This is a genomic window from uncultured Microbacterium sp. (assembly GCF_963521695.1).
GTDB lineage: Bacteria > Actinomycetota > Actinomycetes > Actinomycetales > Microbacteriaceae > Microbacterium.
Window position 1 is genome coordinate 1 of the sequence record NZ_CAUQWC010000011.1, and the last position, 12,314, is coordinate 12,314.

Annotated in this window: 12 protein-coding genes and 4 tRNA genes; 4 read left to right on the forward strand and 12 right to left on the reverse strand. The window is 68.2% G+C overall.

Going from position 1 to position 12,314, the window contains the following annotated elements:
- Both RWP81_RS01670 and pdxY read left to right on the forward strand, forming a co-directional pair.
- The coding region (locus RWP81_RS01670; RefSeq protein ID WP_314451627.1) for an aminotransferase class I/II-fold pyridoxal phosphate-dependent enzyme at positions 1-1,104 on the forward strand (1,104 nt) is incomplete at its 5' end.
- Positions 1,101-1,955, forward strand: a complete 855-nt coding sequence (gene pdxY / locus RWP81_RS01675) for a pyridoxal kinase PdxY (protein ID WP_314451629.1) — start codon at positions 1,101-1,103, stop codon at positions 1,953-1,955. The genes RWP81_RS01670 and pdxY, both read left to right, overlap by 4 nt.
- 102 nt (positions 1,956-2,057) lie before the next feature.
- Here pdxY and RWP81_RS01680 read toward each other — a convergent pair whose 3' ends face one another.
- The 3 genes from RWP81_RS01680 to thrS form a co-directional block, all read right to left on the reverse strand.
- A complete protein-coding gene (locus RWP81_RS01680) occupies positions 2,058-3,053 on the reverse strand; it encodes an RICIN domain-containing protein (RefSeq protein WP_314451631.1) in 996 nt (331 codons plus the stop codon).
- A gap of 439 nt (positions 3,054-3,492) precedes the next feature.
- On the reverse strand, positions 3,493-4,050 hold the full coding sequence (locus RWP81_RS01685) for an HIT domain-containing protein (protein ID WP_314451670.1): 558 nt from the start codon (positions 4,048-4,050) through the stop codon (positions 3,493-3,495).
- Between the two features lie 62 nt (positions 4,051-4,112).
- The gene (thrS, locus tag RWP81_RS01690; RefSeq protein ID WP_399540525.1) at positions 4,113-6,122 is read right to left on the reverse strand and encodes a threonine--tRNA ligase; all 2,010 of its coding nucleotides are present in this window, start codon (positions 6,120-6,122) and stop codon (positions 4,113-4,115) included.
- A gap of 58 nt (positions 6,123-6,180) precedes the next feature.
- Here thrS and RWP81_RS01695 point away from each other — a divergent pair, with 58 nt between their 5' ends.
- Positions 6,181-7,332, forward strand: coding sequence for an SLC13 family permease (locus tag RWP81_RS01695; protein WP_314451635.1), 1,152 nt, complete (start codon positions 6,181-6,183; stop codon positions 7,330-7,332).
- Positions 7,333-7,359: 27 nt separating this feature from the next.
- Here the strand turns inward: RWP81_RS01695 and RWP81_RS01700 are convergent, their stop codons facing one another.
- The 6 genes from RWP81_RS01700 to RWP81_RS01725 all read right to left on the reverse strand — a co-directional run bounded on the left by RWP81_RS01700 (position 7,360) and on the right by RWP81_RS01725 (position 10,160).
- Positions 7,360-7,752 (reverse strand): TIGR03618 family F420-dependent PPOX class oxidoreductase, encoded by a 393-nt coding sequence (locus tag RWP81_RS01700; RefSeq protein WP_314451637.1) that lies wholly within the window; start codon positions 7,750-7,752, stop codon positions 7,360-7,362.
- A gap of 40 nt (positions 7,753-7,792) precedes the next feature.
- On the reverse strand, positions 7,793-8,176 hold the full coding sequence (locus RWP81_RS01705; protein WP_055954711.1) for a hypothetical protein: 384 nt from the start codon (positions 8,174-8,176) through the stop codon (positions 7,793-7,795).
- A 184-nt stretch (positions 8,177-8,360) separates the two neighbouring features.
- Positions 8,361-8,774 (reverse strand): PPOX class F420-dependent oxidoreductase, encoded by a 414-nt coding sequence (locus tag RWP81_RS01710; protein WP_314451640.1) that lies wholly within the window; start codon positions 8,772-8,774, stop codon positions 8,361-8,363.
- Positions 8,775-9,849: 1,075 nt separating this feature from the next.
- A tRNA-Val gene (locus RWP81_RS01715) sits at positions 9,850-9,924 on the reverse strand.
- Positions 9,925-9,951: 27 nt separating this feature from the next.
- Positions 9,952-10,022, reverse strand: a tRNA-Cys gene (locus tag RWP81_RS01720).
- A 65-nt stretch (positions 10,023-10,087) separates the two neighbouring features.
- A tRNA-Gly gene (locus tag RWP81_RS01725) sits at positions 10,088-10,160 on the reverse strand.
- Positions 10,161-10,312: 152 nt separating this feature from the next.
- Here RWP81_RS01725 and RWP81_RS01730 point away from each other — a divergent pair.
- Positions 10,313-10,385 (forward strand) — tRNA-Val (locus tag RWP81_RS01730).
- 97 nt (positions 10,386-10,482) lie between these two features.
- Here the strand turns inward: RWP81_RS01730 and RWP81_RS01735 are convergent.
- From RWP81_RS01735 to RWP81_RS01750, 3 genes are all read right to left on the reverse strand, one after another.
- Complete coding sequence (locus RWP81_RS01735; protein WP_314451671.1) at positions 10,483-10,692, reverse strand: hypothetical protein; 210 nt, start codon at positions 10,690-10,692, stop codon at positions 10,483-10,485.
- A 47-nt stretch (positions 10,693-10,739) separates the two neighbouring features.
- Positions 10,740-11,378 (reverse strand): transposase, encoded by a 639-nt coding sequence (locus tag RWP81_RS01740; protein ID WP_314451642.1) that lies wholly within the window; start codon positions 11,376-11,378, stop codon positions 10,740-10,742.
- A 343-nt stretch (positions 11,379-11,721) separates the two neighbouring features.
- Entirely contained in the window at positions 11,722-12,252 is a 531-nt protein-coding gene (locus RWP81_RS01750) for a type II toxin-antitoxin system PemK/MazF family toxin (RefSeq protein WP_314451644.1), read from the reverse strand.
- Positions 12,253-12,314: the final 62 nt, after the last annotated feature.

The window sequence follows — 12,314 nt, forward strand, 5'->3', positions numbered from 1 at the left end:
CAGGAGGGCTATGCGCCCGACACCGTGCTGCGCGACGTCGGCACGGGCAACCCCGACCCCGCCCGCATCCCGGATCCGACCGCGGCCCTCGCCCGCTCCACCCGGCCGGTGCTGTACGGCGAGCCGGTCATCGACCCCGGCCTCGAAGCGTGGGCGCGCCGGTGGATGACCGATCAGCTCCCTCACGACGACGTGCGCATCACTGTCACGAGCGGCGCGAGCGACGCGATCGAGCGCCTGCTCGCCCAGGCCCTTCAGCGTGACGACGCGGTCGCGCTGGAAGACCCGTGTTTCCTCTCGGCCCTGCACACCGTGCGCACCGGCGGCTACCGGGCCGTCCCCGTCGCGGTGGATGCCGAGGGCATGACCGTCGACGGACTCCGCGCCGCGCTCGAGGCGGGGGTGCGGGCCGTCATCTGCACTCCGCGCGCGCACAACCCCACCGGCGCGAGCTTGAGCGTCGGGCGCGCGGCGTCCCTGCGGGCGGTTCTCGAAGACCACCCGTACGTGCTCGTCATCGAAGACGACCACTTCTCGCTCCTCTCTCGGTCGCCGCTGCATTCGGTCATCGGTCCCGCGCAGCGGAGGTGGGCGCGCATCCGGTCGATGTCGAAGTTCCTCGGGCCCGACACGTGCCTCGCCGTCACGGCATCCGATCCCGACACCGCCGACGGTCTCGCTGTGCGTCTGACCCCGGGCACCACCTGGGTGAGCCACATCCTGCAGCGACTGACCCTCGCGCTGGTGACCGACGACGCCGTCCGCGCCGACATCGAGCGCGCGGCCCAGCATTACGCCGAGCGCAACGCCGCGTTCGCGCGGGCGCTCACGGAACGGGGACTCCCCACCACCCCCGGCGACGGGCTCAACCTGTGGGTGCCGCTGCCCGCTCCGGCGGCGGGCGTGCGCGAGGAGCTCATGCGACGGGGCTGGCTCGTGCGCGAGGGCGACCCGTTCTTCCTCTCCCCCGATCACGCGGGGGCGTTCCTGCGGCTCACCGTGCACGACCTCGACGATTCGTCGGCCGCGGCCCTCGCCGACGACATGGCCGTCGCCGCGGGCACGCGTCGCTCGAGCGTGCGAAGTGGAAGGATCGAGGCATGAAGGTTCTCTCGATCCAGTCCGCCGTCGCGTACGGGCACGTCGGCAACTCGGCCGCGGTCTTCCCCCTCCAGCGCATCGGCGTCGAGGTTCTCCCCGTGTACACGGTCAACTTCTCCAACCACACCGGTTACGGCGCGTGGCGGGGTCCGCTCATCTCCCCCGACGACGTGGCGGCGGTGATCGCCGGCATCGAAGACCGCGGGGTGTTCCCCGAGATCGACGTGGTGCTCTCGGGCTACCAGGGTGGCGAGGGCATCGCCGATGTGATCATCGACACCGTCGCGAGGGTGAAGAAGGCGAACCCGGATGCCGTCTACGCCTGCGATCCCGTCATGGGCAACGCCAAGTCGGGATGCTTCGTGGCCCCCGCCATCCCCGAGCTGCTGCGTGAGCGGGTCGTGCCTGTCGCCGACATCCTGACCCCGAACCAGTTCGAGCTGGGCTTCTTGACGGGCACCGAGCCCGGGAGCATCGACTCGACCCTGGAATCCGCCGACGTGCTGCGCGCCCGCGGGCCGCGGACCATCCTCGTGACGAGCGTCGAGCGCCCCGACCGTGAGGCGGACACCATCGAGATGATGGTCGTCGACGACAGCGGCGCCTGGATCGTGCAGACCCCGCTCATCCCGATGAAGGCCAACGGCTCGGGCGACGTCACCGCCGCGCTGTTCACCGCGCACTACCGCCGCAGCGGCGGCGACGCGGCCGACGCGCTCGCGCGCACGGCATCCAGTGTCTTCGATCTGCTCACCAACACGTACGAGTCGGGATCGCGTGAGCTCCGTCTCATCGAATCCCAGGAGGCCTACGCCCACCCGCGCCTGCAGTTCGGCGTGCGGCAGGTGCGCTGAGCACTCTTCGCGTGCTCCGCGGGGTGGCCCGCACGGGATGGCTCCGAGACCGGCCGCTCGCAGAACGGTCGGCCCCGGAGCCGTGGTGCCTGAGCCGAAGCGTCAGAGTCCGTCGTGGTGCATCGCCTGCACCAGACGCACGTGACGGTCGAAGTTCAGCTCAGAGTACTCGTTCGAGTAGTTGAGACCGTAGGGCCACATGTGGCTTCCGCCGCCGTTGATCCGCGCGTCGGGGCCGTCCCACGTGCGCAGCAGCGGCAAGGCGGCGGGCCAGTCCTGTGCGTCGACCTTGCTCTGGAAGTTCCATGCGGTGCCCACGCCGACGGTGTGCGCGATCTCGTGCAGTGCGGTGCCCTCCTGCATGAAGCCGCGGTTGGCACCGAAGCGGATGTTGCCGTAAATGGTGGCATCCGCGGTCTGCACGCCCGGGTCGTACGAGACCCACAGCTGACGCTGGGTGTTGTTGAATTTGTTGTAGCGGGCGACGGCGCGGTCCATCGCGTCGGTGATGCGCGCGTAGGCGTCGATCTCATCGGCGGACGGGTTCGACGACCTGGCCAGCGTGTAGGTCATCTTCGACACGTTCGGGTCGGTGAGCCGCCAGCGCTGAACCCCCGAGCCGTCGCAGTTCTGCTGCGAGAGCAGGCCACCGTCGACCGGCGAGGCGACGCTCTGCAGGCAGAGGTTGTTGTGCCTGTTGCGGATCTCGGTCCAGCCGCCGCCCACGTCGGCCAACTGCCACTGCTGCACGTTGTTACGCGAGCACGTCCACTGACGCACCTCGGATCCGGGTGCGGTGGCGAAGTTGAAGTTGTCGAGGCAGAGGTTGCTGTATCGGTTCTTGATCTCGGCGTAACCGTTGCCGAGGTCGGTGACCGCCCACAGCTGGTTCTGCCCCTCGAGGCACGTCCACTGACGCACCTCCGCGCCGGGCTGGGTGTTGAAGGCGTAGTCGTCCATGCAGAGGGTGTTCTGCTGGTTGCGGATCTCCTGGTTGGAGCCTGTACCGACCGGCGCGGCGGCCGCGGCGGGCGTGGCCGCTCCGAGGGTCGTCAGGCCGATGACGAGGGATGCGAAGACGGCGGCGAGTGCTTTCACCTTCCTGCTTCGCGTCGTGGGGGGTTTCGTCGGGGACGTCGTCGTCCGTGACATGGTGTGCCTTTCGGATCGTCGGACCACCGGCGCGGTGATCTGAGGGTGTTCGACGCTCGTCGGACGGCCGGGCGAGGCGGTGTCGGACGCGCGGGTGCGCCTCCTCCCCGCGCCATAGGAACGCAGGGGTCGCCGATCTCATCGGGTGACGATATCGCCGGGGGGACGCGATCATCACGAAGCGGGAACGTCCATGTTCACGCTAACACTTCGCTTATCGGCCACCCTGTCGCATCGGTTCCGGCCCTGTCAAGGTCGAATGTGGACGCGGGTCAGAAACTCGAGCGGCGACGAAAGCGCGCGGTGCGGGCCGTTTGCGGCTCCCTCGTCGAATGAGGTGCAGGAGCGCCGGCCGCGAGTCATGCTTCCCGGTTCGCCTGACGGCTCATGCGCCCCATGCCCCGGCGACAGTGCGACGCACGTCGCCCAGAAGCTGCGGCAGCGCCTTGGTCTTGGCGATGATCGGGAAGAAGTTGGCGTCGGATGCCCAGCGCGGAACGATGTGCTGGTGCAGGTGCGCGTCGACGCCGGCGCCGGCGATCGCGCCCTGGTTCATGCCCAGGTTGAACCCGTCGCACCGCGATACCGCGCGCAGTACCCGCATACCGCGCTGCGTCAATGCGCCGATCTCCGCCACCTCTTCGTCGGTCGCCTGGTCGTACGTGGCGATGTGCCGATAAGGGCAGACGAGCAGGTGCCCGGAGTTGTAGGGGAAGAGGTTGAGCAGAACGTAGGCCGTGGTACCGCGTGCGACGATCAGACCGTCCTCGTCGGATTTGTCCGGCGCCGCGCAGAACGGGCAGTTCTTCTCCATCGGCTCACGCCCGGCGGAGATGTACGCCATGCGGTGCGGTGTCCACAGGCGCTGGAACTCGTCGGGCACCCCCGGGAGGGACGCGGCATCGACGAGCTCGGCATCCGTCGGAGGCGCGTCAGCCGGCACCTCGTCCGTCGCTGCGTGATCCCCAGGGACGGACCGCGTTGCAGCGTCGTCGGGGTCGTTCGTCACGCCAGATCCTCGGCGGTGTTCACCAGGGTGCGCGCGGCGATCGCGCCGGTGATGTGCGCCACGGCTTCGTCGACGGGGATGCCGTTGAGCTGCGTGCCGTCGCGGAAACGGAACGAGACGGTGCCGTTCGAGCGGTCCTGCTCGCCGGCGATCAGCATGAGCGGGACCTTCTGCGTGGTGTGCGTGCGGATCTTCTTCTGCATGCGGTCATCGCTGTGGTCGGCCTCGGCGCGGACGCCCGCGGCCTTCAAGCCGGCGACGATCCCTTGGAGGTAGTCGCCGTACTCGGCGGCGACCGGGACGGCCACGACCTGCACGGGCGCGAGCCAGACCGGAAACGCCCCGGCGTAGTGCTCGAGCAGAATCGCGAAGAATCGCTCGACCGAGCCGAAGAGGGCACGGTGGATCATGACGGGGCGGTGCTTCTCGCCGTCGGGTCCGGTGTACTCGAGCTCGAAGCGCTCGGGCTGGTTGAAGTCGAGCTGGATCGTCGACATCTGCCACGTACGGCCGATCGCGTCGCGCGCCTGCACCGAGATCTTCGGGCCGTAGAACGCCGCCCCGCCCGGGTCGGGAACGAGCTCGAGGCCCGAGGCCTCGGCGACCTCGCGAAGGGTCTCGGTCGCCTCGGCCCAGAGGGTGTCGTCGCCGATGAACTTCGGATTGCCCTCTTCTTTCGTGGACAGCTCGAGGTAGAAGTCGTTCAGGCCGTAATCCCGCAGCGTCTGCAGCACGAAGTCGAGGCTGTGGGTCAGCTCGCCCTTGACCTGGTCGGCGGTGACGTAGATGTGCGTGTCGTCCTGGGTCATGCCGCGCACGCGCGTGAGACCCGACAGGGTGCCGCTCTTCTCGTAGCGGTAGACCGACCCGAACTCGCTCAAGCGCAACGGGAGTTCCCGATAACTGCGTCCACGCGAGCGGAAGATGAGGTTGTGGAACGGGCAGTTCATGGGCTTGAGGTAGTACTCCTGGCCCTCGCGAGAAACGTGCCCGTCGGCATCCACGACCTCGTCGAGCACCATCGGGGGGTACATGCCGTCGGCGTACCACTGCAGGTGGCCGCTCGTCATGAACAGGTCGCCCTTGGTGATATGCGGAGTGTTGACGACCTCGTAGCCGCTGGCAAGCAGACGCTCGCGCATGTAGCGCTCGATCTCGTAGCGGATGATTCCGCCCTTGGGGTGGAACACCGACAGACCAGGGCCGATCTCGTCGGGGAACGAGAAGAGATCGAGCTCCTTGCCCAGCTTGCGGTGGTCGCGCTTGGCGGCCTCCTCCAGACGGTGCTGGTAGGCGCGCAGCTCATCTTTCGTCGGCCACGCGGTGCCGTAGATGCGCTGCAGCTGCGGGTTCTTCTCACTGCCGCGCCAGTAAGCGCCGGCGATACGCGTGAGGTCCCAGCCGTTACCGATCAGACGCGTGCCGGGCACGTGCGGTCCTCGGCAGAGGTCTTTCCACGCGGTCTCGCCGTCGCGGGTGACGTTGTCGTAGATGGTCAGCTCACCGGCGCCCACTTCGACGGACGCACCCTCGGCGGCCTCGGCCGACCCGCCCTTGAGTCCGATCAGCTCGAGCTTGAACGGCTCGTCGGCGAGTTCGGCGCGAGCCTCGTCGTCGGTGACGACGCGACGCACGAACCGCTGGTTCTCGCGGACGATGCGCTCCATCTCCTTCTTGATGACCTTCAGGTCGTCGGGGGTGAAGGGCTCGTCGACCTGGAAGTCGTAATAAAAGCCGTCGGTGACCGGCGGGCCGATCCCGAGGTTCGTCTGCGGCTTGACGCGCTGGACCGCCTGCGCGAGCACGTGGGCCGTCGAGTGACGAAGGATCGAGAGGCCGTCGGCGCTGTCGATCGTGACCGGCTCGACGGCGTCGTCGGCGGTCACGGTCGTGGCCAGGTCTTTCAGCTCACCGTTCACGCGCAGCGCGACGACCGAACGGTCGGGGAAGAGGGCGAAGCCATCGGCGGGAAAATCAGTCACAGCGCATCTCCTGAAGGGGTCCATTCCAGGCTACCGGGCGGCCGTGGCCTCGATCGCACCGGGTGTGCCCCATAGTGGAGCGGTGACTCTGGCCATCATCGGCGGCGTGCTCTGGATCCTCGGGATCATCGCGCTGCTCACCGGCGCCTTCCCCGCGAGCGACGCCTTGGCCGTCGCCGACCGGGTGTGGCCGATCCTGCTGTTCGTCGTCGCCGTCACGGTCGTGGCGGAGCTGGCATCCAAGGCCGGACTCTTCGACGTCGTCGCCGCGCGCTTGGCGCGCGTCGCGCGCGGACGCACGGTCTGGCTGTGGGTGCTCGTCGTGGCTCTGGCGACGGTGGCGACGGCGTTCCTCTCGCTCGACACGACGGCGGTGCTGCTGACGCCGGTCGTCATCTCGATGGCGGCGGCGCGCAAGCTCGACCCCCTCCCCTTCGCTTTCGTCACGGTGGTGTTGGCCAACACCGCATCCCTCGTGCTGCCGGTGTCGAACCTGACCAACCTGCTGGCATCCGAAGCCCTCGGCGGCGGGCACGACCCCGTCGCGTTCCTCGCGCTGCTGGGCCCCTCGGCGTTCATCGCGATCGCGGTATCGGTCGTGGTGCTCACCCTGGTGTTCCTGCGCCGTCTTCCGAAGACGTACCCGGATGCCGCCTCGCCCACGGTCTCCGACCCGGTGCTCCTGCGCGTCGCCGGCGTCGTCACGCTCGCGCTCCTGCCGCTGCTCGTGGTGGGTCTCGAACCGTGGATGCCGGCACTCGGCGCCGCCCTCGTGCTGGCGGTGGCGTTCGCGTGGCGTGCGCCGCGGGGTCTCGGCATCCGTCTCGTGCCCTGGTCGCTGTTGGTGTTCGCGGGTGGCCTCTTCCTCGCCGTCGGCACGCTGGAGGCGCTCGGCATCGGCCGGGTGACGACGGTGCTCGCCGGCACGGGCGACGATCTCGTGTCGTTGTGGCAACTCGCCGGGGTGGGCGCACTGGCCGCGAACGGCATCAACAACCTGCCGGCTTACCTGGCGTTGGAGTCGGTCGCGGGCTCCCCCGCGCGTCTCGCGGCCCTGCTGGTGGGTGTCAACGCCGGACCCATCGTCACTCCGTGGGCGTCGCTGGCGACACTGCTGTGGCACGAGAGGCTCGTCGCCGCCGGGGTCGAAGTGAAGTGGAGCCGCTTCATCGTGCTCGGCGCCGTGATCGCACCGCTCATCCTGCTGCTGGGCGTGCTGCCGCTGGCGCGGTGAGCCTTCCGGCGACGGCAGCGTTCCTGCTCAGTCTTCGTACGCGCGCGCCCACGCCTTGCTCGGCTCGATGAGCCAGACGGCCAGCCCCTCGCGCATCTCGTACGGGCTGCCCGTATAGATCGCCGATATGCGGTCGACATATGGCAACGCGTCGTCACCGGCGATGCGCTCGACCGCCTCTCCGCGTACGAAGGCCATCGCGTACGGGTTGTCGGCGCCGGTCACCGAGATCGCGACGCGTGGGTCGCGGCGGAGGTTCCGATCCTTGAGCGTGTCGACTTCGGTGAAGATCGCGAGTCGGTCTCCCTCGACGCCCACCCACAGCGGGATGGAGTGCGGAGACCCGTCTCGCATCAGTGTCGCGAGGTGTGCGACGGCATTCGTCTCGAAGTACGGCTTGGCCTCGGTCCAGTCGGTCATGCAGGACACAACGGCCCAGCCGATCCGCTGCATTCCCTCGTCAGGATCGCGCGGTCTCGGGAGCTTGGTCGTTGGGTACCTCGCGGAAGACCATTTCTTCGCGTTGCAGACTCTCCCGCGGGCTGAACTCGTCGGGCTCCGGGATGACGTAGAGCCCTCGGCCGGAGTTCGCGTTGTAGGTGAGGGCGTGAAGCCAGGCGGGACTCATCTGCGGCGAACGGCTGCCGTGGTATTTGAACACCAGTGAGACATTCGGGTGGATGTACACGGTCGTGCGACCGCCGCCCGTGCTGATGTCGTCTTTCCACGTGAAGGGGAAACTCTCCCCTCGACGCACTTTGGCCATGATCACGGCCTGCAGGTGGGCGAGGAGGCGGTCCTCGAAGTCGACCTTGATGTTGCCGTCATAGATGAACTTGCCCATGCTGCCCCCTTACGCGGCCACCACCACCGTGCGCGTCTCCGAGCGAGAGGAGGGCGTGGAACCCGGGGGCGAGACCGCTGTTCTCTCGTAGCACTGTCTCGCGCGGCGATGCCGCTCGCAAACCCCCTTGCGAGCTCCATCGCTTTGCGGATAGCGCGTTTCGTCCCTGCGTCCTCCGAGGTGCTCAGGCGGAGCGGGAGATGCGGATGATGACGCGGTCGCCGGGCTTGCGCTGCACTCGACGGACCAGCGACTCGAACCCGAGGATGGCCCGGTATTGCAGTCCGTACTTGCGGCGGAGTGCGTGATCGGCCCTCGCGTCGTCGGTGGCCGGCCCCGCGATCCGTCCCTGCGCCTCGACGGTGATGGCATCCGGCTCGACTGCGCCCATCCGGCTGCAGGGGCGCAGGGCCACGCGCGCGTCGTTTCGGAGCCGCTTCACCTTGCCCGTCGTACGCTCACTCGTGACCACGAGCTCGTCGCCGTCGCGGGCGATCCACACGGGCACGGCGACGAGGGCGCCATTGCGGCGGTAGGTGCCGAGAGAGACGAACGGGGATGCCGAGATCTCACGCCACAGGGTGTCGGGAACAGTCATGGTGCTGAGGCTACTGGTCGCGACCGAGCCGAAAGCGGGGGCGTTCGAACCTGGCGGGACCCCTCCTCGCGCCGTCCCGCCCCTTGCCGCGAGCGATGAACCTCAAGACGAGCACAAGGAAGATGCAAGGCTCCGCGAAACGCCCTGTCGACGGGATGCTCATGCCCTAGCTTCGAGCTGTCCCCGCCGCCCGGTAGACCCCACACCCGTTCCAGCTGCGGCGGGGACAATCATGTCTCCGGCCCGGAGCCAGAGCACCGCCGTGTGCGCCGTCGTCTCGCGTACGAGCGCTCCTCCGCTAGGCGGTCGCCGGCGGGGTGCCGGACGGGACCGCATCCTCGACGACGTGATGCTCCTGCGGCGCCGGTGGACACCCGACCGAGATGCAGCGCACGACGGAGACGCGCAAGCTCAACGTCTTCTGAGGAGCGGATCAAGATGGGCGATTCCGTGTCCCCCATTTGGCGGACATGGGATAGCTTTTACATGTCCCCGCCGCCAGGCACTCCGCAGCCCCCCTTACTGGCGGCGGGGGCGACACTCTCCCGCAGGCCACGCTCTGCAGTGATCGAGTGACGCTCCCGGTAGCTGCGGGCAAAGTGGCCTCTGCGATTGTGCGACGACGGGGCGTGGAAGCGTTCGTCGCCCCCGATCTCGGGACCCCCGTGCGTCTGAGCGTCGGCACCGGCTGCCCCAGCAACACGCCCAAGACGCGGGCTCGGCTGGGGCGAGCGACGATCGATAGTCGCCACCAGCGGCCGTCAGGGTTGCGCCGATCACGATGGACGACTGCGACTTCGCCCCCGACCCTCCCGTCGTCGACGCAGTGGGGGCCGGGCCGGGCTTGGCGCGCGTCGTCCCCGGGTTCAGGGGGGATAGACGGAGCGGACTCGATTTCTGTTGTCGAGCGGCACCGCGGGGCCGGCGGGACATGCCGCCGATCTTGCTTCGGACGGAGTCGGCGACGTTCCCGCGACCGACTCCTTCAAGAATCCACCTGAACGGGCGGTGGGCCTTCGTCGGCGAGCATCTCGCAAACGACAAAACCCCCGGCGAACCGGGGGTTTTGGGGTGATGGTGCGCGATACTGGGATCGAACCAGTGACCTCTTCCGTGTCAGGGAAGCGCGCTACCGCTGCGCCAATCGCGCCTATTCAGGCTGTTCTATTGTGAGTTGAGGTGGCGACGGGATTCGAACCCGTGTAAACGGCTTTGCAGGCCGGTGCCTAGCCGCTCGGCCACGCCACCGTGTGTGGTTCGACCCACGTGTCATGATGCTCCGTCGGTTTCCCAGACGGAGATCCCTCCACTCGAGCGGATGACGAGACTCGAACTCGCGACCCCAACCTTGGCAAGGTTGTGCGCTACCAACTGCGCTACATCCGCATTTCATTCCCGGGGCTTGCCCCGAGCACTCGTAAGACATTACCTGATCTGGGCGTCCGCGCAAAACCACGCGCGGCCCGGGTGTGTCCGGGGTGGGTGGTCCGAAGCACGTTCCGGCATCCGGTACGATCGTTGAGTCCCGTTCGGGATGCGGGCGATTGGCGCAGTTGGTAGCGCGCTTCCTTCACACGGAAGAGGTCATCGGTTCGAGTCCGGTATCGCCCACCGCACAAGCCCCCGGCTCGCCGGGGGCTTTGTCATTTTCCCCCCTAGCGCCGAGACAGCGGGTTATCGGCCAAAAAGTGTGGATGGGTCGGGCGTGTCAGCCTTGTCCTGCCCATCCGGTTCTGAGCCAGAGGCCTTCGGTGGCGTCGAGGCCTGTGTCGTAGAGGGCGGGGCCGAGGGGTTCTTCGGCGGGTGCCTGCGGGATGGGGGTCTCGGTGGGGCGTGCGAGGTCGAGAGCGTGCTCGGGGGGAACTTCTCGGATGGTGAGGAACCATTCGACCGCGCGGCGGCGGTGTTCTTCGCTCATGCCGCGGTGTCGTCGCAGTAGGTCGCGGATCTGTGCGTTGAGGCTCTCTAGTGCGGAAGTCGTGCGGGGGTGCCGTAGACGATGTGAGTGAACAGGGTTTGGCGGCGTGTGACCAGGCGCATGAGCAGCCATGCCTTGCGGAGCCGGTCGTGGGTGAAGCCCCACTGTCCGTTGCGGAACATGGTGCGTTCCCGGGTGAGGTGACCGAAGGCCTGCCACCACTGCTCGAGACGGAGCTGCCAATCGATCGCGGCGGCCTCGTCGCGGACGGCACTGAGATCTATCACCAGGCGTCGTAACGCTTGTCCGGCGGGGGTGCGCGGATGCCGCGTCAAATGGCGGGTGATGTTCAGTTGTAGGTGGAAGATGCAGCGTTGGTGCGCGGTCTCTGGCCAGCATTGTCTGAGCGCGCTGGGCAGCCCAGAACCGCCGTCGGAGACGAGGACGGCGGGCGCGGGAACCTGTTGCAACAACGCAGCCCACGCGGCTGTCGATTCGCGAGCGCACCACTGCCAGGCCAGGACGCGGCCGGTGTCGCTGAGAGCGATCAGTAGGCACCACGTTCCCACCCAGACACCATCGACGAGGACGGCGTGGTGGGACCGTCTCGGCCTTTCCCAGCCGGGGGACCAACTCCCAACACCACGCAGACTGACGACGGAAGGATCGTCCTGACGCTGTCCCATCCGTTTCGGCTTGGGTGTTCTTGCCCACGATCCAGTTCACGAAACGGCGGAGCTGTTCTCGACGTGCGACGTCGGGGCGGCGCCTTGTCGAGGATGCCCCGCACGACGGGCATCGCCATCTCTGTGTCCCTGCCGACGTCCGCCCGTTCTTCACCAGCACCGACCCACATACCAGACAGGTCGTCGAATTCATCGGAAGGCCCACGACTAAGGGTCGCGGACCATACCGATCCTCGTTTCACCGCGCAATCACGCGGCTAAACGACCATCCCGTACACACTTTCTGGCCTATAACCCGAGACAGCCGCCGGGGCGATGTCCGCGGCATCCGGCTCTCGGCCTTTCAGCCCCGCTGCCACCCGTACCGCGCGGAGAGGGCTGCAGCGACGGCGTCGAACCGCTTGCGGTCCAGGGCGGCCGCCTCACGGCGCATTCCCGCGTCGTGCACGAGGTACACCTGCTCGACGTCGATCCACGAGGGACGGCCCTGCGGGTCCCATTCCCCCGTGCCGAGCACGAGGTACTGGCGGTCGCCGTCGTGCGGCTTGCTCGTCAGGCGCACGGCGTACGAGTGCGTGGCATCCGCTCTGCCGATGACGAGCACGGGGCGGTCCTTGCCGCGCCCGTCGCGCTCCTCGTAGGGCACCCAGGTCCAGACGATCTCGCCGCCGTCGGGCGCGTTGTCGCGTTGCGGGGCGTAGCTCAGCGTCAGCCGACGCGGCGGGTCGATCTCGACCGTCTCGCTCCCCCGCGGTGACATCGGGCGCTGTGACGCCTTCTCCGGCGCGAGCCGGACCGGTGCCGGGCGCCCCTGGGGTGCGGACGGGCGCAGCAGGCCCAGGACGGCCGAGATCAGGCGTGAGGCGGTTCCCATACCGCCCACCCTAGACACGACGAACGGGGCGCCACCGACGAGTCGGTGACGCCCCGCGCGGG

Bases quoted from the DNA above. Each gene is read 5' to 3' on its own strand.
- RWP81_RS01705 (WP_055954711.1), bottom strand. From the start codon at position 8,176: ATGGGCAAGTTCATCTATGACGGCAACATCAAGGTCGACTTCGAGGAC.
- RWP81_RS01750 (WP_314451644.1), bottom strand. From the start codon at position 12,252: ATGGGAACCGCCTCACGCCTGATCTCGGCCGTCCTGGGCCTGCTGCGC.
- RWP81_RS01710 (WP_314451640.1), bottom strand. From the start codon at position 8,774: ATGACTGTTCCCGACACCCTGTGGCGTGAGATCTCGGCATCCCCGTTC.
- RWP81_RS01700 (WP_314451637.1), bottom strand. From the start codon at position 7,752: ATGACCGACTGGACCGAGGCCAAGCCGTACTTCGAGACGAATGCCGTC.
- RWP81_RS01735 (WP_314451671.1), bottom strand. From the start codon at position 10,692: ATGAGCGAAGAACACCGCCGCCGCGCGGTCGAATGGTTCCTCACCATC.
- pdxY (WP_314451629.1), top strand. From the start codon at position 1,101: ATGAAGGTTCTCTCGATCCAGTCCGCCGTCGCGTACGGGCACGTCGGC.
- thrS (WP_399540525.1), bottom strand. From the start codon at position 6,122: ATGGACCCCTTCAGGAGATGCGCTGTGACTGATTTTCCCGCCGATGGC.
- RWP81_RS01740 (WP_314451642.1), bottom strand. From the start codon at position 11,378: ATGGGACAGCGTCAGGACGATCCTTCCGTCGTCAGTCTGCGTGGTGTT.